The organism is Devosia sp. (genome assembly GCF_017744655.1).
Classification (GTDB): Bacteria; Pseudomonadota; Alphaproteobacteria; order Rhizobiales; family Devosiaceae; genus Devosia.
Genome location: NZ_JAGIAW010000011.1, coordinates 1 through 23,927, shown reverse-complemented (window position 1 = coordinate 23,927; position 23,927 = coordinate 1). Strand labels below are relative to the sequence as shown.

Annotated in this window: 20 protein-coding genes; 14 read left to right on the top strand and 6 right to left on the bottom strand. The window is 61.0% G+C overall.

Annotated features, from left to right (window positions below):
* Positions 1-9: 9 nt before the first annotated feature.
* Both J7557_RS18820 and J7557_RS18815 read right to left on the bottom strand, forming a co-directional pair.
* The gene (locus J7557_RS18820) at positions 10-543 is read right to left on the bottom strand and encodes an AAA family ATPase (RefSeq protein ID WP_291421631.1); all 534 of its coding nucleotides are present in this window, start codon (positions 541-543) and stop codon (positions 10-12) included.
* A gap of 2 nt (positions 544-545) precedes the next feature.
* On the bottom strand, positions 546-1,379 hold the full coding sequence (locus tag J7557_RS18815) for a methyltransferase domain-containing protein (protein ID WP_291421566.1): 834 nt from the start codon (positions 1,377-1,379) through the stop codon (positions 546-548).
* A 49-nt stretch (positions 1,380-1,428) separates the two neighbouring features.
* Here J7557_RS18815 and J7557_RS18810 point away from each other — a divergent pair, with 49 nt between their 5' ends.
* The 6 genes from J7557_RS18810 to J7557_RS18785 all read left to right on the top strand — a co-directional run bounded on the left by J7557_RS18810 (position 1,429) and on the right by J7557_RS18785 (position 5,160).
* On the top strand, positions 1,429-2,235 hold the full coding sequence (locus tag J7557_RS18810; RefSeq protein ID WP_291421565.1) for a ComF family protein: 807 nt from the start codon (positions 1,429-1,431) through the stop codon (positions 2,233-2,235).
* Between the two features lie 33 nt (positions 2,236-2,268).
* Positions 2,269-2,523: a glutaredoxin 3 gene (grxC, locus tag J7557_RS18805; protein WP_291421564.1), complete on the top strand. Its 255-nt coding sequence runs from the start codon at positions 2,269-2,271 to the stop codon at positions 2,521-2,523.
* Positions 2,524-2,543: 20 nt separating this feature from the next.
* Complete coding sequence (locus tag J7557_RS18800) at positions 2,544-3,371, top strand: carbon-nitrogen hydrolase family protein (protein ID WP_291421563.1); 828 nt, start codon at positions 2,544-2,546, stop codon at positions 3,369-3,371.
* Positions 3,372-3,434: 63 nt separating this feature from the next.
* Entirely contained in the window at positions 3,435-3,860 is a 426-nt protein-coding gene (locus J7557_RS18795; RefSeq protein WP_291421562.1) for a DUF1178 family protein, read from the top strand.
* A complete protein-coding gene (locus J7557_RS18790; protein ID WP_291421561.1) occupies positions 3,857-4,216 on the top strand; it encodes an MmcQ/YjbR family DNA-binding protein in 360 nt (119 codons plus the stop codon). Before J7557_RS18795 ends, J7557_RS18790 begins: the two co-directional genes overlap by 4 nt.
* Before the next feature lie 77 nt (positions 4,217-4,293).
* A complete protein-coding gene (locus tag J7557_RS18785) occupies positions 4,294-5,160 on the top strand; it encodes an aldo/keto reductase (protein WP_291421560.1) in 867 nt (288 codons plus the stop codon).
* Between the two features lie 248 nt (positions 5,161-5,408).
* On the opposite strand, the gene ilvD is transcribed toward J7557_RS18785, so the two are convergent.
* Positions 5,409-7,262 carry a dihydroxy-acid dehydratase gene (gene ilvD, locus J7557_RS18780; RefSeq protein WP_291421559.1) on the bottom strand — a complete coding sequence of 618 codons (1,854 nt, stop codon included), beginning with the start codon at positions 7,260-7,262 and terminating at the stop codon, positions 5,409-5,411.
* A gap of 826 nt (positions 7,263-8,088) precedes the next feature.
* Here ilvD and J7557_RS18775 point away from each other — a divergent pair.
* A complete protein-coding gene (locus J7557_RS18775; RefSeq protein WP_291421558.1) occupies positions 8,089-8,814 on the top strand; it encodes a DNA alkylation repair protein in 726 nt (241 codons plus the stop codon).
* A gap of 1 nt (position 8,815) precedes the next feature.
* Here J7557_RS18775 and ubiG read toward each other — a convergent pair whose 3' ends face one another.
* Positions 8,816-9,556: a bifunctional 2-polyprenyl-6-hydroxyphenol methylase/3-demethylubiquinol 3-O-methyltransferase UbiG gene (gene ubiG, locus J7557_RS18770; protein WP_291421557.1), complete on the bottom strand. Its 741-nt coding sequence runs from the start codon at positions 9,554-9,556 to the stop codon at positions 8,816-8,818.
* A gap of 214 nt (positions 9,557-9,770) precedes the next feature.
* On the opposite strand from ubiG, the gene J7557_RS18765 reads away from it, so the two are divergent.
* The 5 genes from J7557_RS18765 (at position 9,771) to J7557_RS18745 (ending at position 16,587) form a co-directional block, all read left to right on the top strand.
* A complete protein-coding gene (locus tag J7557_RS18765; protein WP_291421556.1) occupies positions 9,771-11,036 on the top strand; it encodes an aspartate kinase in 1,266 nt (421 codons plus the stop codon).
* 69 nt (positions 11,037-11,105) lie between these two features.
* A complete protein-coding gene (gene ptsP, locus J7557_RS18760) occupies positions 11,106-13,373 on the top strand; it encodes a phosphoenolpyruvate--protein phosphotransferase (protein ID WP_291421555.1) in 2,268 nt (755 codons plus the stop codon).
* 205 nt (positions 13,374-13,578) lie between these two features.
* A complete protein-coding gene (prfA, locus tag J7557_RS18755) occupies positions 13,579-14,655 on the top strand; it encodes a peptide chain release factor 1 (protein ID WP_291421554.1) in 1,077 nt (358 codons plus the stop codon).
* A complete protein-coding gene (gene prmC / locus J7557_RS18750) occupies positions 14,652-15,554 on the top strand; it encodes a peptide chain release factor N(5)-glutamine methyltransferase (RefSeq protein ID WP_291421629.1) in 903 nt (300 codons plus the stop codon). The genes prfA and prmC overlap by 4 nt, the downstream gene beginning before the upstream one ends.
* A 340-nt stretch (positions 15,555-15,894) precedes the next feature.
* Positions 15,895-16,587: a DUF4167 domain-containing protein gene (locus J7557_RS18745; protein ID WP_291421553.1), complete on the top strand. Its 693-nt coding sequence runs from the start codon at positions 15,895-15,897 to the stop codon at positions 16,585-16,587.
* Positions 16,588-16,855: 268 nt separating this feature from the next.
* Here the strand turns inward: J7557_RS18745 and J7557_RS18740 are convergent, their stop codons facing one another.
* On the bottom strand, positions 16,856-17,773 hold the full coding sequence (locus tag J7557_RS18740) for a hypothetical protein (RefSeq protein ID WP_291421552.1): 918 nt from the start codon (positions 17,771-17,773) through the stop codon (positions 16,856-16,858).
* A 315-nt stretch (positions 17,774-18,088) separates the two neighbouring features.
* Here J7557_RS18740 and clpB point away from each other — a divergent pair, with 315 nt between their 5' ends.
* Both clpB and J7557_RS18730 read left to right on the top strand, forming a co-directional pair.
* Positions 18,089-20,704: an ATP-dependent chaperone ClpB gene (clpB, locus tag J7557_RS18735; protein ID WP_291421551.1), complete on the top strand. Its 2,616-nt coding sequence runs from the start codon at positions 18,089-18,091 to the stop codon at positions 20,702-20,704.
* Between the two features lie 104 nt (positions 20,705-20,808).
* A complete protein-coding gene (locus J7557_RS18730; protein ID WP_291421550.1) occupies positions 20,809-21,153 on the top strand; it encodes a VOC family protein in 345 nt (114 codons plus the stop codon).
* Here the strand turns inward: J7557_RS18730 and J7557_RS18725 are convergent, their stop codons facing one another.
* Positions 21,154-23,124, bottom strand: coding sequence for a M23 family metallopeptidase (locus J7557_RS18725; protein ID WP_291421549.1), 1,971 nt, complete (start codon positions 23,122-23,124; stop codon positions 21,154-21,156).
* Positions 23,125-23,927 lie beyond the last annotated feature (803 nt).

Here is a 23,927-nt window from a genome sequence, read left to right as displayed (position 1 = left end):
GCCTCCCTGTCAGACGAGACGATAGGCCCCGCTATCGAGCGCTGCAATGACGGCGTCGAGTGTGCCGCTGCGATCAAGGCCCGTCGTGTCGAGCACATGCCCATCGTAGGTGCCGAGGTCGGCGAACTGACCATGAAGATCAGCAACGACGGCTGGGTCGGTGAGGCTGTCGCCACCGCGTGCCGTGCAGCGGGCAATGGCCTCTTCGACTGGCGGGCGTAGCACCAGATAATGGAGCGGCAGGTCCAGAGCCTCGAACGCCGGTAGCCACCAGGGGCGCACCACACCATCAAGCGCGACAAGGTAGCCGTGGCGCGCATAGCGGGCGGAAATATCGGCGGCGATCTGGCAGACCATGCGGTTCTGATCGTCCGATTCCGGCAGCCAGGGTGGGATATGGCCGTGCTTGATATTGCCCCAGAAGTCGTCGGAATGGACATGCACTTTTGGCACGCCCGGCAAATGCGCCAGCGCGTCGGCAGCGGTGGTTTTGCCCGAGCCGGGCGAGCCGGAAATAATGGCGATGTGCCCTGCGAGGTCCAGCATCATTCGCTCTTCTTCAGAATATCGCCGAGGCTCACCTTGGCACTTCCGGGGCGCAACGGTTTCTGCTGGCTTTCATGCGGCACCCAGCCGGCAAGCCAGATCACTTCCAGCGTTGCCCGCACGCGGCCATCATCATCGGCAGAGGCCTCCTGGTACGCCGCCGCCGCCTGAGTGAGCAGGCTTTTTGTCGCGAAGCGCCGGGGCCGGTCCGTCAGCGGATTGGCTGCGCCCAGTGCCTTCAATTCGGCCATCAGCGCAAAGGCATTGGCATAGCGGACGCGATGGGTTTCGACATCGGCCACCGGCAGGGCAAAGCCCGCGCGCTGCAACAGGGCTCCGGCATCGCGCACCTGCGCCATGGGCGCGACGCGGGCCGATGCACCACCGGCAACAGCGAGGTCGGCGGCGAGGAAGGCTTCGCGCAATTCCGAAAAACTTTCGCCGCCGATCATGGCAACCAGCAGGAGACCATCTGGACGCAGCCGGGCGCGGAGGCGCGCCATGTGGCCGGGCACATCATTGACGGCCTGGAGATGGAGCAGGGAGACGATGAGATCGAAATTGCCTTCGGGAAGATCCGGAAAGTCGTCGTCGCCGGCAAAGGCCTCCACTTTGTGGAAGTTGACCGTACCGGATGCCGTGGCGACCTGTTGGGGCAAAAGGTCGACATCGGGGGCTATGAGAACCGCATCGGCGAAATTGCGCATATGGGCGCCGAGTCGATCGGCCAGATCGTCAAAGACCAGATCGCGTACGAAATTGTCGCGCGAGGGGCGCCGCCTGAGGTTGCGGGCGAGCTGGGCGGGATCGAACAGGCGGGGCGGCTGAGACAAAACCGAAACTTCTCAAAACAACTGGCCGATGAAGCGGCCTTGAAGCACTATGGTTCTTATGGAGAGCGGGGCGCGCGAAGTCAAAGGCGGGGGCCTTTCGGGCAAGGTACTGCAGGGCGGGCGGCGGCTTGCCGCGGCGATGCTCGATCAGCTCTATCCGCCAGTTTGCGCCGCCTGCGGCACGCCCATTACCGAGGGTGTCGGGCTTTGCCCAAAATGCTTTGCCGGCACGGCGCCGATCACGGCCCCGCTCTGCCCGGTGCTGGGCCTGCCTTTCGAAGTGTCGCTGGGACCGGACGCAGTCAGTGCCGAGGCCTTGGCCGATCCGCCGCCTTTTGCGCGTGCCCGCGCCGCAGTGCGCTATAGCGAGGTGGCGCAGTCGCTGGTGACGCGGCTCAAATATGGCGATCGGACCGAACTGGCGCAGTTTTGCGCGCGGCTGATGGCGGGTGCAGGGCATGAATATTGGAGCGCAAGACCGCTACTGGTGCCGGTGCCGCTGCATCCAAGCCGATTGCGCTTTCGCCGCTATAACCAGTCGTTTCTTCTCGCCAAAGCGCTGGGCCACCAGCTCGGGCTTGATGTCGATCCGTTCCTCGTAAGACGGCACAAGAAGACGCGGTCCCAGATCGGGCTGTCGGGTGATGGTCGTGCGCGAAACGTGCAAGGTGCATTCTCGGCCCATGCCGATGCGCTGGTACGGATGAGGGGGCGGCGCGTGGTGTTGGTGGACGATGTCTATACGACCGGCGCGACAGTAAAGGCGGTTGCGCGCGTTTTGTTGCGCAACGGGGCAAGCGAAGTTGACGTTCTGACCTTTGCCCGCGTTGTCAGCGGCGAAGAAGTGCCCATATAAGAAGACAGACCAATTGTTTGGAGCCCCAGATCCATGGCCACCGTCGAAATCTACACGACCCCGACCTGCCCCTATTGCCACGCCGCCAAGGCGCTGCTCGAGGACAAGGGCGTCGATTTCACCGAAATCACCGTGCTTGACCCGGCACTGCGCGAAGCTATGACGCAGCGCGCCAATGGCCGCCGCACCGTGCCGCAGATTTTTATCGGCGAAACCCATGTCGGCGGCTACGATGATATGTCGGCTCTCGACCGCGCCGGCGGGCTCGATCCGCTGCTGGCCCAGTAAAATCCTTCCAGGTTCCAAAAATGAAAATCGCCGCCATCCAGATGCGTTCGGGCCTTGATCCCGAAGCCAATCTTGCTGCGCTCGAACCGCTCCTCACCGAGGCGGCGGCGCAGGGCGTCGATTATGTTCTTACGCCCGAAGTGACGATGATCTTTCCGGAAAACCGGGAGCAGTTGGCTTCGGTGGCGGCGCCCTTTGAGGGGCATCCGCAGCTTGCCAAGGTCGGCGCGCTGGCCAAGCGGCTCGGATTGCATGTGCACATCGGCTCGCTGCCCATTCCGCTGGAAGACGGGCGCTTTGCCAATCGCTCGGTGCTGTTCGCGCCGACGGGCGAGCAGATCGCGACCTATGACAAGATCCATCTCTTCGATGCCGATATTGCCGGGCTCAATGCCTATCGCGAGAGTGCGACCTACAAGGGTGGCGAGGAAGCCGTCACCGTGCCGCTCGACCCATTCACCCTGGGTTTTTCCATCTGCTACGACATGCGCTTTCCAAAACTTTACAACACGCTGGCGAATGCAGGGGCGAACCTGATCGCCGTGCCGGCCGCTTTCACCGTGCCGACAGGCCAAGCCCACTGGCATGTGCTGCTGCGCGCCCGGGCCATCGAGACCGGCTCATATGTCATCGCTGCGGCGCAGGGCGGTACGCATGCCAATGGCCGTTCGACCTATGGCCATTCGCTCATCATCGATCCCTGGGGCAAGGTGATCGCTGAACTCGACCATGACGAGCCGAGTGTGCTGGTGGCCGAAATCGATCCTCAGGCGGTGGTAGAAGCACGGCAGCGCATTCCGGCGCTGGCCAATGCGCGCGATTTCACCAAGCCCAGTTTGCACGGTTGAGCCCGGCTCCTATATGCTAGGACAAAGGCGCGGCTCTGGCGCCGGACAAGAAACGACAAGAACGTGATCCAGTACGCACTCCAGTGTTCGAACGGGCATCGCTACGACGCTTGGTTCAAAAGCGCTGCCGCCTATGACGAACAGCAGGCCCGCGGCATCGTCAATTGTGCCGTCTGCGGTGAAACCCATGTCGAAAAGGCGCCGATGGCCCCCGCCGTGGCACGCACCGACAATGAGCGTGTTCCCCTTTCTGCCGCCCATCCCGACGCCAAGAAGTTTCGCGAGATGCTGCGTGAGTATCGGAACAAGGTAACGACCGAAGCCGATTATGTTGGCGATCGCTTTGCCGAAGAGGCGCGCAAAATCCATTTCGAGGAAGTGGAAGCCCGCGGCATTTATGGCGAGGCTACTCGCGACGAGGTTGCGGCTCTCCTCGAAGACGGCGTCGATTTCCTGCCACTGCCCGATGTTCCCGAGGAACATAATTGAACCTCTACAATCGCGCCCAATATGACGAGGCACTGGCCGCCCTTCCGGGCGTGGCCTTTGTCGATCAGTGGGACGCGCATGTCGCCAAGGTTGGCGGCAAGGTTTTTTGTCTTCTCTCCGACGCGCCGCCGCTGCGGCTGGTGTTCAAATGCGGCGAAGACAGCTTTGATATCCTAACGGCCCTTGAAGGGGTCGAGCAGGCTGCCTATTTCGCTAAGCGCCAATGGGTCTCGGTGACCGAGGGCTCGCCCCTCAGTGCCGATGACCTTCTCGCCTATATCGGGCGCTCGCACGCTCTGGTCTCCAAGGGACTGACCAAAAAGCTGCGGGCCGAACTCGGTATCCTCGAGGGCTGAAATTCAAAATCCTGAGCGTGGGGTTGCTGCCTGAGTTCAGGCCGCCGCCTCTCGCACCCATCTATGGAGTGATTGAGATGACCACACTCGACGCAAGCCTGTCGGGCAGCTTTGCTATCGGCGGAGACCTGAAGGTCAACCGCCTTGGCTTCGGAGCCATGCGCATCACCGGCAAGGGCATCTGGGGGCCGCCGGAAAATCACGACGAAGCCATTCGCGTGCTGAAGCGCCTGCCAGAAATCAATGTCGATTTCATCGACACCGCCGAAAGCTACGGTCCGTATATCAGCGAAGATCTCATTGCCGAGGCACTTGCGCCCTATGCGCAGGGCACGATCGTCGGCACCAAGAGCGGCCTCACCCGCACCGGCCCCGATGAATGGCACCAGGTCGGCCGCCCGGAATTCCTGCGCCAGGGCGTAATGACCAGCCTTCGCCGCCTGAAGCTTGAACGACTCGATCTCTGGCAGTTGCACCGTATCGACGCCAAGACGCCGCGCGCCGATCAGTTCGAAGTCATAGCCGCCATGCAGAAGGAAGGTCTCATCCGCCATGTCGGTCTTTCCGAAGTCAGCGTTGCCGACATCGAGGAAGCCCAAAAATATTTCAAGGTCGCGACCGTCCAGAACCTCTACAACTTCGCCAATCGCAAGAGCGAGGCTGTGCTCAATTATTGCGAGAAGAACGGCATTGGCTTCATTCCATGGTTCCCGCTGGCCGGTGGCGATCTCGTCGAAGGCCATGAGGGCGCCAAGGCGATCCTTGAGAAGCATAATGCCTCCGGTAGCCAGATTGCCCTTGCCTGGCTCCTGAAACGCTCCCCGGTCATGCTCCCCATTCCGGGCACCGGCAAAGTGAAGCATCTCGAGGACAATGTCGCCGCCGCGGCGGTCAAGCTCAGCGACGAGGATTTTGCGACGCTGGACGGGATCGGTCGCCGCTAAGAGCTTCCGTCTCGATCTGGCGGCTCTGCGTCTGGCGATGTCGCGAAGGTTAGGGTCGGCCCAATAGGGAGGGTGGAATCCCCGCTATCGGGCCTGACCAGTTCAGCTGTCTTGGCAGACCGCTGAGTGGCTGAGCGGGGCTTTAGCACCGCTCTTCTTGCTTGTCACGCGATTGTCGCAAATTCACAGCCTGTCATCCTCGGGTTCGACCCGAGGATGACGCTCTTTTGGCGGCGTGGCCTAGCGCCTCAGTTCCAGAGCTTGTCGATGGCCTTGGTATCGCGCACGGCGCCTTTGGCGGCGGAGGTGACGAGAGCGGCGTAGGCCTTGAGGGCGGTGGTCACCTTGCGCTTGCGCGGGTGAGCCGGCTTCCAGCCGAGCTTGTCCTGTTCGGCGCGGCGGGCTGCCATTTCGGCATCTGATACCAGCACGTTGACGGTGCGGTTGGGGATGTCGATCTCGATGATGTCGCCTTCGCGCACGAGACCGATGGCGCCGCCTTCGGCCGCTTCAGGCGAAGCATGGCCGATGGAAAGACCCGAAGTGCCGCCGGAGAAGCGGCCGTCGGTGAGAAGGGCGCAGGCTTTGCCGAGACCCTTCGATTTCAGGTAGCTCGTCGGATAAAGCATTTCCTGCATGCCGGGGCCGCCCTTGGGGCCTTCATAACGGATCACCAGAACGTCGCCGGGCTTGATCTCGTTGGAGAGAATGGCTTTCACCGTCGAGTCCTGGCTTTCGAAGACGCGAGCCGGGCCGGTGAATTTCAGGATCGATTCATCGACACCCGCCGTCTTCACGATGCAGCCGTCGAGCGCGATATTGCCCTTGAGGACTGCGAGGCCGCCGTCCTTGGAGAACGGATGCTCGGGCGACCGGATCGCGCCATTGGTGCGGTCGGTGTCAAGTTCGGCCCAGCGGTTGGACTGGGAGAAGGCTTCCGTCGTGCGCACGCCACCGGGGGCGGCCATGTAGAAATTCCTAACGCTTTCCGAATTGGTACGAGAGATGTCCCACTTGTCGATGGCATCGCCCATGGTCGCGGCGTGAACGGTCGGTTCCTTGCGGTTGATAAGGCCGCCGCGATCGAGCTGGCCCAAAATAGCAAAGATGCCGCCGGCGCGGTGGACGTCTTCCATATGCACGTCGTTCTTGGCCGGTGCGACCTTTGAGAGCACGGGAACGCGACGCGACAGGGCGTCGATATCGTCCATGGTGAAGTCGACGCCGCCTTCATGGGCAGCGGCGAGGATGTGCAGCACGGTATTGGTCGAGCCGCCCATGGCGATGTCGAGTGCCATGGCGTTTTCAAAGGCCTGCTTGGTCGCGATCGAGCGCGGCAGCACGCTTTCGTCTTCCTGCTCGTAATAGCGGCGAGCGAGGTCGACGATCAGGTGACCGGCTTCCTGGAACAGGCGCTTGCGGTCCGAGTGGGTGGCAAGGGTCGAGCCATTGCCGGGCAGGGAGAGGCCCAGGGCTTCGGTGAGGCAATTCATCGAATTGGCAGTGAACATGCCCGAGCAGGAGCCGCAGGTGGGGCAGGCGGCTTCTTCAACAGCCTGAACTTCCTCGTCGGTATAGTGGTCGTCGGCTGCCATGACCATGGCATCGACGAGATCGAGCGCCTGCAGCTTGCCTTTCACGATCGCCTTGCCGGCTTCCATCGGGCCGCCGGAAACGAAGACCACGGGAATATTGAGGCGCATGGCAGCGTTCAGCATGCCGGGCGTGATCTTGTCGCAATTGGAAATGCAGACCATGGCGTCGGCGGTATGCGCGTTGACCATGTATTCCACGGAATCAGCGATGATATCGCGGCTCGGCAGCGAATAGAGCATGCCGTCGTGGCCCATGGCGATGCCGTCGTCCACGGCGATGGTGTTGAATTCCTTGGCAACGCCGCCGGCAGCCTCGATTTCACGGGCAACGAGCTGGCCGAGATCCTTCAGGTGCACGTGACCGGGCACGAACTGGGTGAAGGAGTTGACCACAGCGATAATGGGCTTGCCGAAATCGCCTTCCTTCATGCCGGTGGCGCGCCACAGGCCACGCGCGCCGGCCATATTGCGGCCATGAGTGGTTGTGCGGGAGCGATAGACGGGCATGGCGGTTTCCTCAATACGTTGTCGCCGGTGGGGCCGGAGTTTCCTTTTCTTTAGACCCATTCCAGGGCAGCTTCAAGGATTTTCCGTACCGTACCGTACGGTACGGTTGACGAACGAAACCGAACAACGACTTGCTATCGTGCTGGGAAGATGGACGGACCCCGGAGCGGCATTCGCCTCGAAGTTTTTTGTTAGATGAAGCGGATACCGCTCCGGAGTGCCCTCTTTTCGGGCGGGAACTATCGGCGACTATTGATCGCTCGTCGCAAGCGGCCAGCCCCGAACGTGCCTGGGAGACGATCCCCTGCCGGGCCCCCTCGCTACTGTCGTCTGCAGACCGTCCATGCGAGGTTGGATGGGGCTATTATGAGGGCATAATTGGAGGCGGGGATAAGATGGATAAGTCCATCCCTTCCCAAACCACGGTGTCATCCCCGCGAAAGCGGGGATCCCAGTTTCGCGGCAGGGAGATTCCCGCTTTCGCGGGAATGACGCGGTGATGGAGGGAGGGGAGATGGATTGCCGGGACGGGTCCGGCAATGACGACGAGAGGGGGTTGGGACTTCGCCACATGCTCTCTGCGGAGGCCTGCCATTTGAGCGCAGCTCAAATGGCTTTCTTACCTAAATTCGCTCCACTGGAGCGAATTTGCCTTCGGCCGGTTCGAAACCCCTCACCCTGATTTTCTGCTGAACGCAGAAAATCTGTCCCTCTCCCGCAAGGGGCGAGGGGTCACCGAATTCGCCACAGCGAATTCGGTTGGGGCTGGTGGGTGCCTGTAGTTTCGGAGCAGCATCGCCTAAAACTGTCTCAGGAGGGGGCTTTCATGACGGAAACCACGCTGACCGCCGAGGCATTCCTTGCCGCGCTCTGGGCGAACCAGTCTGACGAGGAACTGGCCAAGATCGGGCGCTATTTCAAATCCGGCGAGGGTGATTATGGCGAAGGCGACCGCTTTATCGGGGTGCGCATGGGCACGGTTTTCGCGCTCGCCAAAGAGCATGTGCTGATGCCGCTCGATGAGATCGAAAAGCTGCTCGAAAGTGACATCCATGAAGCGCGGGCCGGCGCGGTGTCGATCATGGCCAAGCAGTTTACTCTGAAGAAAACATCGCAGGAACGGCGGGGCGAACTGGCGGCGCTTTATTTGCGGCGGCATGACCGGATCAACAATTGGGACCTGGTGGATCTCGGCGCGCCGCAGATCGTCGGGGTCTGGCTGCGCGAGAGGGATCGGTCAGTGCTCTACGACCTCGCCAGGTCTCAAAACCTGTGGGAGCGGCGCACGGCCATGTTTGCCACCATGGCCTTTGCCCGCAAGGGCGATCTCGACGACGTTTTCGCCATCGCCGAAATTCTCGTTCACGATCCTCAGGATCTTATCAACAAGGTTGTCGGTGGCGTGCTGCGCGAAACCGAGCGCACTGCGCCGGAGCGGTTGCGCGCCTTTCTCGACAGGCATGCCGACACCATGCCGCGCGTGGCTTTGCGCTATGCCATCGAGCATTTTTCCGACGCGGAGCGCGCCCAATGGCTCAAGCGCGGAAAATGATTCAGGCGGCGGGGCGTTCCGCCAGCAGCATGTAGTTGACCGCCATGTCGGAGGACAGGCGCCACTCGTCGGCGATCGGGTTGAAGGTCACACCCTTGCCTTCGGTTACCTTCAGCCCATTGCGAGTGATGAGGCTGCGAATCTCGTCGGGCGTAAGAAATTTCTTCCAGTCATGCGTGCCCTTGGGGAGCCAGCGCAGTACATATTCGGCGCCGAGAATGGCGAGGGCATAGGCGCGGGCGGTGCGATTGAGTGTGGCGGTGAACATCAGCCCGCCGGGCGCGACGAGATCGGCGCAGCTCTTCATATAGAGCGGCACGTTGTCCACGTGCTCGACCACTTCCATGTTGAGCACGACGTCGAATTTTTCGCCTGCTGCCACCAGGGCTTCGGACGTCGTGACGCGATAGTCGATATCGAGCCCCGACTTTTCGGCGTGAATTTTGGCGATGCTGATATTGCGCTCGGCGGCATCGACACCCGTCACGGTGGCGCCAAGCCGGGTAAGGGGTTCACAAAGCAGGCCCCCGCCACACCCGATATCGACGATTTTCAGCCCCTCGAGCGGGCGCATGCCGGAGGTGTCACGGCCAAAGTGCGAGACAAGGTGATCGCGGATATAGGCAAGGCGCACGGGATTGAATTTATGGAGCGGCTTGAACTTGCCCTTGGGGTCCCACCATTCCTCGGCCATATCAGTGAATTTGGCGATCTCGGCGTCGTTGATGGTGGTTTGGGACATTGCGTGCTCCTTCTGCCCCCATATGGCAGAGCAAGCAGGGCCCATTCAAGGCGCGGGGTGACGCAGGATCGCGATCGCAAGCGACGCTGAGCGATCACAGGTGACGCTGAGCGTGATCCCAGTTGATCCCAGCCGCGCTTTGTGGCATTTCCCCGCGCTAATGAAAGCGTACCGCCGGGTTCGGTGGGCAGCATTTTGATTTTCGGGGAAGAACGTGGCCCGTATCGTCGTCAAGTTCGGTGGCACTTCGATGGCCAATATCGAACGCATCCGCCATTCCGCCCTCCATGTGAAGCGCGAAGTCGAAGCCGGCAATGAAGTTGCCGTCGTCGTTTCGGCCATGTCGGGCAAAACCAATGAACTGGTTGGCTGGGTCAACGAGGCGAGCAAATTCCACGACGCGCGCGAATATGACGCCGTGGTCGCTTCGGGCGAGCAGGTCACGGCTGGCCTTATGGCCATCGTCCTTTCGGAGATGGGCATTCAGTCGCGCTCGTTTGCCGGCTGGCAGGTGCCGATCCATACCGATGATGCGCATGGCGCGGCCCGCATCACCGGTATCGAGCCGACCGAACTCGACAAGCGCATGAAGGATGGCTGGGTTCCTGTGATCACCGGCTTCCAGGGCATTTCGCCCCATGGCCGCGTGACGACGCTCGGCCGCGGTGGTTCGGATACTTCGGCCGTTGCCGTTGCCGCAGCCGTCGGTGCGGACCGTTGCGATATCTATACCGATGTGGACGGCGTTTACACGACGGACCCGCGCATCGTGCCCAAGGCGCAGCGCATGACCAAGATTTCCTTCGAGGAAATGCTTGAGATGGCCTCGCTCGGCGCCAAGGTGCTGATGATCCGCTCGGTTGAGATGGCCATGGCCCACAAGGTGCGCCTCCTGGTGCGCTCCAGTTTTGATGACCCCAACGCGCCCCAGATTGCGCCTGATGGGACCCCCGGTGTTCCCGGTACGCTCGTTTGCGATGAGGATGAGATCATGGAAAAGCAGATCGTTTCGGGCGTGACGCTCGCCAAGGCCGAGGCCAAGATCACCCTGCGCGACGTCAAGGACAAGCCGGGCGTTGCCGCTGCCATTTTTGGCCAGCTCGCCGACGAGGGCATCATCGTCGACATGATCGTGCAGAACATTGCCGATGATGGCGCGACCACCGACATCACCTTCACCGTGCCCGACAGCGAATATGACAAGGCGGTCAAGGCGCTCGAACAGAATGGCGGCAAGTTCGAATATGCCCGCCTTTCGGGCTCCAAGGGTGGGGCAAAGGTCTCGGTCGTGGGTGTCGGCATGCGCAGCCATGCGGGTGTTGCGTCTTCGATGTTCAAGGCTCTGGCCGACAAGGGCATCAACATCCAGCTGATCACGACTTCGGAAATCAAGACCTCGGTCCTGATCGATGAAGAATATGCTGAGCTTGCGGTTCGCGCTCTGCACACCTATTACGGTTTGGACAAGAAGGACGCCTGATCTCGTTTCGAGGGGAAAGGAGCCGCGTCCGAATTAGGGGGGCGGCTCGGCGGGGCTGCCGATAGTGGGATGGTCACGACCATAGGCGGCCCAAGGGTGCTGCTGCGGCAATTGCGCGAAACCATGGCGGAGCCTCTGGCTTCGCAGGCGCGACTCGACAAGATCGTGGCCCTGATCGCCGAAAATATGCGAGCCGATGTGTGCTCGTTCTATGTGCTGCGCGATGACGGCGCGCTCGAGCTTTTTGCCACCAAGGGTCTCAAGGCCGAATCGGTCCACATGACGACGCTTCGTCTCGGCGAGGGTCTGGTGGGCCTTATTGCGTCCGAGGCCGAACCGCTCAGCCTCGACGACGCCCCCAGCCATCCCGGCTTTGCCTATCGTCCTGAAACGGGCGAGGACAAATATAATTCATTCCTCGGTGTGCCGGTGCTCAGAGCCGGGCAAACCCTGGGGGTTCTGGTCGTCCAGAACGCCGAGCGCCGCCACTATGGCGAGGATGAAACCGAGGCCATGCTGACTACGGCCACAATCCTTGCGGAAATGGTCGCGACCTCGGATTTCGACAATCTGATCAAGCCGGGGTCGGATATCGATCTCAGGCGTCCCCGCATGTTCAACGGCGTTAGCTTTACCGATGGAATCGCGCTTGGCACCGTGGTGCTGCACGATCCGCGTGTGGTCGTCGTCAACTTCATCGCCGATGATACCGAGGCGGAAAAGGCTCGGCTCGACAAGGCCCTGGCCAGCATGCGTGTCTCGATCGACGCCATGCTCGACCATGGCGATATGCAGCCCAGCTCCGACCATCGCGAGATTCTCGAAACCTATCGCATGTTCGCCAATGACCGGGGCTGGGTGAACCGGCTGACCGAGGCGATCGACAATGGCTTGTCGGCTGAAGCTGCGGTGGAGCGGGTGCAGAACGATACCCGCGCCCGCATGCTGCGCCAGACCGATCCCTATATCCGCGACCGGCTGCACGATCTCGACGATCTCGCCAATCGCCTCTTGCGCGTGTTGACCAATACGAGCCAGCCAGCGCATCGCGAATTGCCCGACAATGCCATTCTCGTCGCCCGCAATATGGGGCCGGCGGAACTGCTCGAATATGACCGCAAGAAGCTGCGTGGGCTCGTGCTCGAAGAGGGCGGGGCGACGGCGCACGTCGCCATCGTCGCCCGTTCGCTGGGGCTCGTGGCGGTGGGCCAGGCCGATTCCATCGTCTCGATGTGCGAAAGCGGCGACGATATCATCATCGATGGTCCTGCGGGGCAGGTACATCTGCGGCCGACGCCGGACGTCGAACAGACCTATGTCGACAAGGTGCGGATTTCGGCCAAGCGCCGGGCGCACTATGCCGCGCTCAAGGACAAGCCGAGCGTCACCAAGGACGGCGTCGATATCACGCTGCTGCACAATTCCGGGCTCGTGGCGGATTTGCCTATGCTCGACGATACGGGTGCGAGCGGGGTTGGGCTCTTCCGCACCGAATTGCAGTTCATGATCGCGAGCAAGCTGCCACGTTTGCAGGAGCAGGTCGACCTCTATGCCGAGGCCATGGCGATTGCCGGCGATCGGCCGGTGGTGTTCCGCCTGCTCGATATTGGTGGCGATAAGGTTGTGCCTTATCTGCGCTCGATGGCTGAAGAAAATCCGGCCATGGGCTATCGGTCCATTCGCTTGGGCCTCGATCGGCCGGGTCTGTTGCGGACGCAGGTGCGGGCCCTGCTGATGGCGGCCAAGGGGCGGCCGCTCAAAATTCTCGTGCCGATGGTCACGGAGACTTTTGAGTTCCGCCAGACCAAGCTCGTGGTTGCCAAGGAAATGGAGCGCCTGCGCCGTGCCGGCGAACCGGTGCCGTCGCGGCTCGAACTGGGCGCCATGGTGGAAGTGCCATCGCTGCTGTTCGAACTCGACCAGATCATGCCAGAGGCCGATTTCGTCTCAATTGGATCGAACGATCTTGTGCAGTTTCTAACGGCGGCAGATCGCGCCAATCCGCGTGTCTCCAAGAACTATGACGCCATCGCCTTGCCGCGGTTGCGGGCCATGCGGCTGGTGGTCGATGCGGCGCGGCGGCACAATAAGCCGGTGACCATGTGCGGTGAATTGGCGGGCAAGCCGATGGAAGCGCTGGCGCTGATGGCGATCGGTATGACGCGGCTTTCCATGGGGCCGGCTTCCATCGGGCCGATCAAGGAACTGGTGCTCAACCTCGACCTCAAGCCGATCCAGGATTCGGTTGCGGCTGCGCTGAGCGTCGGCGCCGATGGCGTGGCGATCCGGGATCTCCTCAAGGAATGGGTAGAGAAGCAGAACCTGCCCATGGGCTAGGGCTGTTACCATTCGGCCGATGCCGGCCTGCAAACGCCCACTTTCTGTGCTTCCGGTGCTCACGTACTGATGTACGCTGCGCTCCGGTTCTCGACAGTGGACGTTTTCGTCTCGGCCTGGGCCGAATGGTAAGAGCCCTAGTTCTGCTTGCGATTGGCGGGGATGACGACTATCCAGAGCCCCGATAGCTCCGGAAAGATCACGAATGCCCGCTTTGCCAGAGGACAAGCTCGACGCGCTTGCCACCCGATTCCAGTATATCGAAGCTGCCCTTTCCGGCGGCGCGAGCCCGGACGAACTGGCAAAACTGTCCAAGGAGCATTCCGATCTTTCCCCGATCGTTGGAGAGATCAATGCCTACCAAAAAGCGCAGCGCGACCGCGCCGAAGCCGAGTCTCTCGCCAAGGGGCCGGACAAGGACATGGCCGAAATGGCCGCGGCTGAGATCGAAGAACTCGATGAAAAGATTGAGCAATTAACGCAATCGATCCGCGTCATGCTGCTGCCCAAGGATGAGGCCGACGAAAAGTCGATCATCCTCGAAATCCGCGGCGGCACCGGCGGCGACGAGGCGGCTCTGTTCGCCGGCGATCTCTTCCGCATGTATGAGCGCTATGCCTCGCTGCGCGGCTGGAAGGTCACGCTGATGGAAGAGAGCCCGGGCGAAATGGGTGGCTATAAGGAAGTCATCGCCAATGTGTCAGGCAAGGGCGTTTATGCGCGGATGAAATACGAGTCCGGCGTGCACCGCGTGCAGCGTGTGCCGGCGACGGAAGGCTCGGGGCGCATCCATACTTCGGCGGCGACGGTTGCGGTGCTGCCCGAGGTCGAAGACATTGATATTGAAATCAGAAATGAAGACATCCGCATCGATACGATGCGCGCTTCGGGTGCCGGCGGACAGCACGTCAACACCACCGACTCCGCGGTTCGTATCACCCATTTGCCGACCGGTATCGTCGTGACCTCGGCGCTGAAATCGCAGCACCAGAACCGGGCGCAGGCCATGGTGGTGCTGCGGGCGCGGCTTTATGAAATGCAGCGTGAGGAACGAGATAGTGCCCGTTCGGCCGAGCGCAAGGGGCAGGTGGGGTCGGGGGATCGTTCGGAGCGCATCCGGACCTATAACTTCCCGCAAGGGCGCGTCACCGATCACCGGATCAACCTGACTTTGTATAAACTCGACAAGGTGATAGCGGGCGAAGCGCTGGATGAGTTGATCGAGGCGCTGATCACCGAAAACCAGGCGGCGCAGCTCGCCGCTATGGAGAGTTCCAACTGAGCGAGGCGGTCACTGTCGGCGCGCTTTGGCGGCGCTGGCGGGACGAATTGAGCCAGCGTGGCTTTGCGACGGCGGTGCTGGATGCCAAGCTTTTGGTGGGCCACGCGCTGGGTTTTGATGCGCTGCAATTGGCGGTGCGTGAGAGCGAGTTGGTTAGCAGACTGTTAGCATCTGACGTCGCTGAATTGATGCAGAAGCGGCTAACCGGTGAATCGGTGGCGCGGATCATCGGGCTCAAGGAATTTTATGGGCTCGAGTTCGAACTCAATGAGGCGACGCTGGAGCCGCGGCCGGATACGGAACTGCTGGTCGATCTGGCGCTGAGGGCGCTACCCGAGGGCGGGCGGTTTGTCGATCTTGGGACGGGAACGGGGTGCATTCCGATAGCGGTGCTGGTCAATCGGCTGGATGCGCGCGCGGTGGCGAGCGATATCAATCCGCGGGCGCTGGAGATGGCCGGGCGGAATGCCGAGAGGAATGGGGTGAGCGATCGACTTACCCTTTTGCAAGGCGATTGGTTCGGGGCTCTCATACCCCCACCCTCGATCCCTCCCCACAAGGGGGAGGGAGGCGATGGCGGCGATAGGTCGGGTTTCGATCTCATTCTCTCTAATCCGCCCTATATTTCGTCCGAGATCGTAGAAACGCTTGCGCCGGAGGTGAGGGATTTCGATCCACGGCTGGCGCTGGATGGTGGGCCGGATGGGTTGGGGCCCTATCGGATCATTGCGGCGGAGGCGGCGCACTGGTTGAAGCCGGGCGGGCAGGTCTTGGTCGAGATTGGTTATGACCAGGGAGCGGTGGTGGCGAATCTCTTTGAGGCGGCGGGGTTTTCGCGAATCGGCGTTACGAAGGACCTTGCGGGGCTTGATCGTGTGGTTTCGGCGCACCACATCTAGCGTGTCGAAAGGCAGAAACTGGGCACAAGACACTTTGTGCTGGTCAAGATCGGCGAAAACCGCTAGTTTGATCCTGCTGTCAATGGCGCATCATGGGCGCCGCGGCGACCACACCCTATATCCAAATCCTGCGGCAGGGGCCGTGCTCCATTCCTTTTGGAATGAAGCGGGATGAGAAGGGCGGATTTTTCCGAGGGCGCTGCACGAAAGCATACGGTCTTCATGAAACCAGTATAACCCCATCCAAAGCGATGTTCGCGGGATGTGGGGCGAGACCCGCCAAAAGTCCGGTCCGCCCAGATGTGACGCTTAACGATCTAGAGTTAGACAAAGCGACCCGATGAGACCAAACCAGAACAAGAACCGGCAGCGTGGCCGGAACGGTGGACGCAAGCACGTCAATCCGTTGTCGCGCAACTATGAGAGCAACGGTCCGGACGTAAAGGTCCGCGGCAATGCCGCTCATGTCGCCGAAAAATACCTGCAGCTGGCGCGCGATGCCCAGTCGTCCGGTGACTCGGTGATGGCGGAGAATTATCTCCAGCACGCAGAACATTATTTCCGCATCGTCTCTTCCGCCCAGCAGGCTATGAATGGCCAGCGCGATGGCCAGAGCCAGGACGATAACGAGTTCGATGACGATGTCTCGGATTTGAACTCGCGCTTCTCCTCGCCCCAGCCGGTGCATGTCCAGGCAAGCCCGGAAGCGGAAGAGGAGGCTGCGGCCCCGGCCGCTGCTCCGGTCGAACGTGCCGAAAGAGCCGAGCGGCCTGAACGCGCCGAGCGCTCCCATCGCCCGCCGGCCGAACGTCCTGTTGCCGAGCGGCCTGCGGCTGAAGCTGGCGAAGCCTCCGAACCGGTGGCCGCCGCGGAAGAGGGAGAACAGGCTCCGCGCAAGGCGCGCGAACGCCGCCCGCGCCGTCGTCGCCCTGCTGGCGGTGAAGGTGCCGTCGATCCGGCAAATGCACCGCAGCCCGATGTCGGCGAATTGCCGGCGTTTTTGACAGCGGGTACGGCTCCGGCAGCGGAGTAAGAATTTTAGAAAGGCCGGGCGAAATGCCCTGCCTTTCTGTTTGGGGGCGCCGGGTCGAGACGTTGCTGGTTTTTGCGGATGCGGATTCCAGCCGGCCAGAGCATGTGGTCGAGTTTTACAAATTGCTCGGCGGGGCCAGAGGGATGCCGGCTTGGATGGATCATTGCGCTCAGCCAACCGGCCGGCGGTCATCCCGGGGGGGGGGGACGCATCATACGATTATCGAGTCACCGGCCGTGATGCAGAGCGCGACGGAGTTTTTGCGGGATTAGGTGGTCGCTCGCGACTGCACCCATGACTGAAACTCTGCCTCTGGAAAGTCTCCGGGCAGGTAGCACTGGTCTTTTGGAGCCTGCCTCGTCCTGAATTCATCGAGCAGGATGCGCCAGCGTACATAGAGGGGCGGCTTGCGGCCGTAGGGTTCTGCCCCAAAAAGCCACCTCAACGTGTTCGCGCCGCCGCCAACATGGGTCTGAATGATGCGCGTCCCCGGTAAAGCGCCGCGAAACAGCAGGGTGCCGATGGCGACTTGCTCGTTATCCCAAAGCCCGGCCGGCAGCCATTCTTCTTGAACGAGGAAATCCATTCGGTCAGACAGCTCTTGCGCAAAGCTGCGTGCGACGATGAAATCTTCGGCGCTCATCATGGCCAGAGTTCTTCCCACCATGCGCCGTGGGAACTTGCCAATACGCGTGCGCTGGGCGAGGTGAAGGGTCGTCGACAGGCCGAAGTTCATGCCCTCAAGATCGGCCTTGGTCACCTTGAGTTTTCCATCGCCCAGATCGGGTATGAAGCGGCACACGCCTGCGTCGGCCCACAGCAGGAAATCGGCGTCCGTTTCCTTTGAAGCTCGCTTCATCAGGTCGAGCTTTGACATGACGATCATACCGTATTCAGGCACGTTGAACGATATGTCACGGCGATTGACTGTCTGGCTGTCGGCAACGATCTCTCGGATTTTCTCGCCGTGCCCGAACATCGTCAGGTCGGATCGTGGTACCCGGATGATGCGGTCCTCGGCCTTGAGGACAATGCCGCTCGCGTCAAACCCGGGATCGAGAAACACCAGAAACGGCAGCGGGATTTGCAGGGTTTGGTTGAGCCATCCGATGTATTTCTCTGGCGTGCGGTTGTCGTATCCGGCGCGTCCAATGTCGTAAAATCCAGTGACCGCAACGATCTTCATCTATGTTCCTATTGGGTGTGTAGTTGGGTTGCTGGGATAGACCAGAGGGCGCCGCGGTTATGCGTCGATGTCATATGAAACAACGTATTCGGCTTTGCAATTCTGAACTGGTGTGGGCATCGGGAAGCTCCCCTGAGGTTCAATTCAACCACCAACCGATTTAGCCCCGCCGCGGCATTGCCCCACCCAAAAACCTCCCCATATATCTTCGTGTGACGGAGCGCGCCGGGTTGCCGGGCGTTTTGCACACGACGCTTCCGTCGTCATGCCGGTGCCTATCGAGGGCTGGGTGGCGAGCGAGACAAGGAGAGTTGAATGAATATCGAAAAATACACCGAGCGCTCGCGCGGCTTTATCCAGAGCGCGCAGACGGCAGCTCTGGGCAAGGGCCATCAGCAGTTTGCGCCGGTCCATCTTCTCAAAGTGCTGCTCGACGATGACCAGGGGTTGGCCTCGGGTCTGATCGAACGTGCGGGTGGCGACGCCAAGGCGGCGCGGGCCGGCGTGGAAGCGGCGCTCAACAAGATTCCAAAAGTATCGGGCGATGCTGGGCAGCTTTACCTGAGCCGCGAATTGGCGCGTGTTTTTGATACGGCCGAGAGCGCGGCGCAGAAGGCTGGCGACAGTTATGTGACGGCCGAGCGGCTGCTCTTGGCGCTGACGGTCGAGAAAGACACTGATGCAGGCAAAATTCTGGCTTCGGCCGGGGTGACGCCGCAGGGGCTGAATACGGCCATCGAAGAAATTCGCAAGGGGCGCACGGCGGACTCGGCTTCGGCGGAGAATGCCTATGATGCGCTGAAGAAATATGCGCGCGACCTGACGCAGGATGTGCGTGAGGGCAAGCTCGACCCGGTGATCGGGCGCGACGAGGAAATCCGTCGCACCATTCAGGTTTTGAGCCGGCGGACCAAAAACAATCCGGTGCTGATCGGCGAACCCGGCGTGGGCAAGACGGCCATTGCCGAGGGCTTGGCCATTCGCATCGTCAATGGCGATGTGCCGGAATCGCTCAAGAACAAGAGCTTGCTTGCGCTTGATATGGGCGCGCTGATTGCCGGTGCGAAATATCGTGGCGAGTTCGAAGAGCGGCTGAAGGCCGTGCTCAACGAAGTGCAGTCGGCCGAGGGGCAGATCATTTTGTTCATCGACGAAATGCACACACTGGTCGGCGCGGGCAAGAGCGATGGCGCCATGGATGCGTCCAATCTCCTAAAGCCGGCTCTGGCGCGTGGTGAACTACACTGCGTGGGCGCGACGACGCTTGATGAATATCGCAAGCATGTCGAAAAAGACCCGGCACTGGCGCGGCGTTTCCAGCCCGTATTCGTTTCCGAGCCGACCGTTGAGGATACGATCTCGATCCTGCGTGGCCTCAAGGAAAAGTACGAGCTGCATCACGGCATTCGCATTGCCGACTCGGCGTTGGTGAGTGCGGCGACGCTTTCCAATCGCTACATCACGGATCGTTTCCTGCCCGACAAGGCCATCGACTTGATGGACGAGGCGGCGGCGCGGTTGCGCATGGCTGTAGACAGCAAGCCCGAGGCGCTGGACGAGCTTGATCGGCGCATCATGCAGCTGAAGATCGAGCGCGAGGCGCTGAAGAAGGAAACCGATGACGGGTCGAAGACTCGGCTAGACCGGTTGGAGCATGAGCTTTCCGGGCTTGAGGAACAGGCGCAGGTTCTGTCTTCAAAATGGCTGGCGGAAAAGGAAAGGCTGCAGGGGTCTACAAAACTCAAGGAAGAGCTTGATGCAGCACGCAGCCAGCTCGAAATCGCGCAGCGCCAGGGCGATCTCGCCAAGGCGGGTGAGCTCGCCTATGGCGTTATTCCCGATCTCGAAAAGCGGCTGAAGACGGCTGACGATCCGGATGGGGACGGCAAGCCCGATCCGCTGATGGCCAAGGAAACCGTGGAGCCCAGCGATATTGCCCAGGTGGTGTCGCGCTGGACCGGCATTCCTGTCGACCGGATGATGGAAGGGGAGCGCGAAAAGCTCCTCCATATGGAGACGTCCCTTGGTGCACGTGTCATCGGGCAGGCGGAAGCGGTGGCGGCGGTGGCCAAGGCCGTGCGGCGTTCGCGCGCCGGCTTGCAGGATCCAAACCGGCCGATCGGCTCGTTCATGTTCCTCGGGCCAACGGGCGTCGGCAAGACCGAGCTGACCAAGGCGCTTGCGCAGTTCCTGTTCGATGACGAAACCGCGATGGTGCGGCTCGATATGTCGGAGTTCATGGAGAAGCATTCCGTCGCCAGGCTGATCGGCGCCCCTCCGGGCTATGTCGGTTATGACGAAGGCGGCGTGCTCACTGAAGCGGTGCGGCGTCGGCCCTATCAGGTTGTGCTCTTCGACGAGATAGAAAAGGCGCATCCGGATGTGTTCAATGTTCTCCTGCAGGTGCTCGATGATGGGCGACTGACGGACGGGCAGGGGCGCACGGTCGACTTCCGCAATACGGTCATTATCCTGACCTCCAACCTTGGGGCGGAATATCTCGTCGATCTCAAGGATGGGGAATCGGTGGAACTGGTGCGCGGAAAGGTGCTCGATGCGGTGAAGGCGGCGTTCCGTCCGGAATTCCTCAACCGTATCGACGAAATCCTGCTGTTCCATCGCCTTGGCCGCGAGCATATGGGCTCGATTGTCGACATCCAGTTCGGGCGGCTCGAAAAGTTGCTGCGGGATCGCGACATCAGCCTCGAACTGACGCCCAAGGCGCGAGAATGGCTGGCCAATGAAGGCTATGACCCCGCCTATGGGGCGCGGCCGCTGAAGCGCGTCATCCAGCGCGAAGTGCAGGATGGCCTGGCCGAGGAAATTCTCTCGGGCAAGGTTTCGGATGGCGAACGCGTGGTGGTCGATGCCGATGATGAAGGCATTTTACTACTGCCCGGTGGCAGGGGTGAAGCTGACGCCGCGGCCTGAGAGCCACTGACTTAACAAGGGGCCGGTCGTTGACCGGCCCTTTTGCTTGCCATCGTTTCGATTCTGAACTAGAACAAAAAGAGAACATAAAAGGACGCAAAAACATGGCTGACAAGATCGACTATATCGAGTTTCCCTCGACGAACCGGGCGGCGAGCAGCGCCTTTTTCGAAGCAGCGTTCGGCTGGGGTCGGACCAGCTATGGACCGCATTATGATGGGCTCGAAAATGCCGGGATTGACGGCGGCGTCGATCAGGCGGAAGGCCGCGTTGCGGCGACTATGGCGATTGTTCGGACCGATGATCTCGATGGCGCGGAAAAGCGGGTAATTGCTGCAGGCGGTGTCATCACCCGCGCGCAGTTCGATTTTCCTGGTGGGCGTCGTTTCCATTTCCGCGAGCCAGGCGGCAATGAGCTTGCCGTCTGGGTTTCGCGCGAGGAAGGTTAGTTACGGGGTCTTGGCGGCGGCGACCTGGGTCGGAGCGCCGTCGCGGGCGAGCAGGTCGTCGATCTGGGTCATGGCCTGGGCAAAGGCGTCGCGATACTGCGGCGCCAGCACATTGTCCTTGGGCAGTTTGACGCTCAGGGGATCAACGAGATTGCCGTTGATCAGGATTTCGAAATGGAGGTGCGGGCCGGTCGACTGGCCGGTCGAGCCGACATAGCCGATGAGCTGACCCTGGCGCACCTTGGAGCCAACGCCGAGCCCGTCGACATAGCGCGACAGGTGCCCATAGGCGGTTTCGTAGCCGTTGACGTGCTGGATCTCGATCTTGTTGCCGTAGCCGGACTGCCAGCGATAGTAGGAAATGACGCCGTCGCCGGCCGCATAGATCGGGGTGCCGGAGCGGGCGGCGAGATCGACGCCGGTGTGCAGTTTTCGCGTCTTGAAGATCGGATGGATGCGATAGCCGAAGCGCGAACGCAGGGTGCCGCCGCCTTCGAGCGGGCGGCGATTGAGGAAGCGTTTGCCGGTTTCGCCATCGGGATCATAGAAATCCACGGTGCCATCTTCGGTGGCGAAGCGGTAGAGCTGGCGCTTGGTGCCCGACAGATTGAGCGAGACATAGAGCAGCTCGGGCTTGGCGTCCGGCGCGTCCTGGGTCTCGAGAATTTCGATGGTGTCGCCGGCCGAGATGCGCTTGGTCATGTCGACGTCATAGGCAAACATGCCGACAATGCGCTGGATGGTGTCGTCGTCGAGGTCATGCTTGCGGCCGGTTTCCCAGATCGAGCGATAGACGGTGGGCAGGTTGCCCACATTGATCTGCTCGATATCTTCATGCGGGAAGTCGACCCAATCGGGCTGCAGGCCCACGACATATTGCCCATTGTCGCTAAGGGCGACCGTCGCAATATGCGGATCGCCCTGAATGCCCTCGGGGCGATAGATCGACATGCGATAGGGCACGAGGCTGTTGCTGTCGCTGGTCAGTGGACCATAGAGAATGCGCAGGCGGATACCGGCCGGCAGGCCGCTTGCCGGCATGAGATTGGCGAGCGTGTTTTCCACCATCGAGACCTGTGCGCGGGTAAAACCGTTGCGTACCAGGGTGTCGGCCAGGGGGCCAATTTCGCGGACGGTCAGAAAACGCTCGGTGCGGCCGGGGCCGTTATTGGCGGCGAGGGTCGTCTTGGGAACGACTGTCACATTTTCCGCAATGCCATTGGGAGCGGCGGGCGTGCCTTCCTTGGCCAGCGCATCAAGGCTGGGACCGAGCGCGGCATAGGCCAAGGTCGGAGGTGTATCTTCCGTATAGAAGGTCGCTTCGGCCGAACCGCGAACGAAATCGGCGGCCACTTCATCGCTGATGGCGCGTGCCGGAATGAAGCTCAGCGGCATCTCGGCCTGGCGCACGGCGACTTCGCCGTCGACATCGGTGCCATAGACGTCGGCATTGAGATCGAGGGCACCGGCCTGCAGCGGCTGGGTGGCATTGAGAATGGCGACCGGATCATAGGCCGGCGCGTCGGCGGAAAGGGACGTCGCTGTCGTCGCGAGTGTGGCGCGGAGGCGGATGAAAGGCTGGTTGCGCAGGATCTCGCGGCCATCGACCACCTGGCGAATGGAAGCCTCGATGGTTTCGAGGTCGGAACGGGTGGCAGCGACGGGGCGGATGCGCGAGGACTTTGCCGTGATATCGGTCGCAAAGGGCTGTTCGAGTTTCGGTGCCGCGAGCTGCAGCGCCTTATAGGCAGTCGAAAACGTGTCTTGGCCCTGGAAGGAAACATAGAGCGCGGCGCCCATGAGCAAGACCGAGGTAAGGCCGGTCATCACCGTGCCGCTCAACCAGGCAAAACTCAGCTCGCGACCCTGCGGAATTTCACCGTCAGTCGACTGAACTGTCAGAGCCGGGCCGTCTTCAAACCCGCTGGCGCGCAGCAGGGAAGCGTGGCGATTTCGTTGCGCAGCGTTCAACGCGCCGTCCTTCGATATTGAATGGGTCTTCCCCCTAAGGGCCGAAGCAAACGGCCTCTTCTCTATATAGCTATAGCGTGGGGCGCAGCCTAAGGAGAGCGGCCCATGATTTCAATGGCCGTCATATCTTCCGCAAATGCGGCGAAAGCGCGGAGTTTTGGGACATCGAAGCGTTCGCGATCATAACTGTTCCTACAAAGCGGAGAAGGTCCTGAAAAATCTGCCGAAAACCACAAAGAACCGGAGGTGCCTGAAATCTCTGGTGATCCAGTCGTGTTTTCCACACGCCGGACGAGGTCAAAATCGAAAAATGTCGTTTTTGTCATGGAGGGGGGTTTACAGGAAAACGGGCTCCCCCTATAACCCGCTCATCGCTGAAGAGCGCGGCGCCAAACGGCGGCGGGCACGGAAGCAAGTCACTGAAAACGAATGAAAAATTCGACAATTAAGTGAACTAGAAAATCGGTTCTACCGAAATTCTGAAAAGCGGTGTTGACAAGGAACTCTGGTTCACTTATCTACCGCGGCGCTGACGACGCGAACGGCTTTAAGTTGTTCCCACTGTTTGGCGTTAAAATCTGACAAGGCGGGTATGACGCCGGTTTAGGCCGGGGACGAACTGCTTCTGGTTGGATTTGAAATTCGAGGGTAATTCCTCACCGACGTTTTCCCTTGTTGGGATTAGGTCAGCTCTTTGACATTGTGAAGAAAGAAGAAAGAGAAACGTGGACGGCGAGGTTCTTGCGAACTGAGTTGGAAGCAATTCCAGCGAGGTTGTTACAAGACTTTCGATGGGTGCACGT

What these genes read in the sequence shown, in the direction of transcription:
- prfA (WP_291421554.1), top strand. Translation starts at nt 13,579, where the DNA reads ATGCCCGCTTTGCCAGAGGACAAGCTCGACGCGCTTGCCACCCGATTC.
- ubiG (WP_291421557.1), bottom strand. Translation starts at nt 9,556, where the DNA reads ATGTCCCAAACCACCATCAACGACGCCGAGATCGCCAAATTCACTGAT.
- J7557_RS18810 (WP_291421565.1), top strand. Translation starts at nt 1,429, where the DNA reads ATGGTTCTTATGGAGAGCGGGGCGCGCGAAGTCAAAGGCGGGGGCCTT.
- ptsP (WP_291421555.1), top strand. Translation starts at nt 11,106, where the DNA reads ATGGTCACGACCATAGGCGGCCCAAGGGTGCTGCTGCGGCAATTGCGC.
- J7557_RS18775 (WP_291421558.1), top strand. Translation starts at nt 8,089, where the DNA reads ATGACGGAAACCACGCTGACCGCCGAGGCATTCCTTGCCGCGCTCTGG.
- J7557_RS18785 (WP_291421560.1), top strand. Translation starts at nt 4,294, where the DNA reads ATGACCACACTCGACGCAAGCCTGTCGGGCAGCTTTGCTATCGGCGGA.
- clpB (WP_291421551.1), top strand. Translation starts at nt 18,089, where the DNA reads ATGAATATCGAAAAATACACCGAGCGCTCGCGCGGCTTTATCCAGAGC.
- grxC (WP_291421564.1), top strand. Translation starts at nt 2,269, where the DNA reads ATGGCCACCGTCGAAATCTACACGACCCCGACCTGCCCCTATTGCCAC.
- J7557_RS18745 (WP_291421553.1), top strand. Translation starts at nt 15,895, where the DNA reads ATGAGACCAAACCAGAACAAGAACCGGCAGCGTGGCCGGAACGGTGGA.
- J7557_RS18730 (WP_291421550.1), top strand. Translation starts at nt 20,809, where the DNA reads ATGGCTGACAAGATCGACTATATCGAGTTTCCCTCGACGAACCGGGCG.
- ilvD (WP_291421559.1), bottom strand. Translation starts at nt 7,262, where the DNA reads ATGCCCGTCTATCGCTCCCGCACAACCACTCATGGCCGCAATATGGCC.
- J7557_RS18740 (WP_291421552.1), bottom strand. Translation starts at nt 17,773, where the DNA reads ATGAAGATCGTTGCGGTCACTGGATTTTACGACATTGGACGCGCCGGA.
- J7557_RS18800 (WP_291421563.1), top strand. Translation starts at nt 2,544, where the DNA reads ATGAAAATCGCCGCCATCCAGATGCGTTCGGGCCTTGATCCCGAAGCC.